At 47.0% G+C, this 400-nt stretch carries 1 protein-coding gene; it reads left to right on the top strand.

The genetic code is table 11. From position 1 onward, the window contains the following. Positions 1-253, top strand: a 253-nt coding sequence (locus SCA31_RS22565) for a PfkB family carbohydrate kinase (RefSeq protein ID WP_410699288.1), incomplete at its 5' end; no start/stop codon positions are given. Positions 254-400: the final 147 nt, after the last annotated feature.

The following is a 400-nucleotide window of genomic DNA, read 5'->3' as shown; positions in this document are numbered from 1 at the left end:
CATGAAAGCCTCTGATGAGGTGCGGCGGTATATCACCAGTATCGATGACGAGCGAGAAGCAGTTGCTTCGCTTTTTACCGGCCGTATCAACGTCGTTGTACTGACAAAAGGAGGCGAAGGTGCGGCGGTTTATTTAAAAAATGGCGAGTCATATGAAGATAAAGGCTTGAAAGCCGCTGTTTCCGACACAGCCGGTGCGGGGGATGCCTTTGAATTGATGTCATATCAAAGGAGACGCTGTGCGAACAGATAAGTGAACATCACCGCCGCTTCTGTAAAAGGAGCGATTCACGCGGCACCCCTGCATAACTGCCTGTAATAACACATAAGAGGAGAAAATAGTAATGATAAAAGAAAAAGAGAAGATGTTAGCCGGGGAATTATATAACCCGTCTGACTC

Source organism: Chryseobacterium sp. SIMBA_028 (assembly GCF_046535285.1).
Taxonomy (GTDB): Bacteria; Bacteroidota; Bacteroidia; order Flavobacteriales; family Weeksellaceae; genus Chryseobacterium.
The sequence above is the reverse complement of the archived record's forward strand: the minus strand, read 5'-3'. Positions and strand labels throughout refer to the sequence as shown.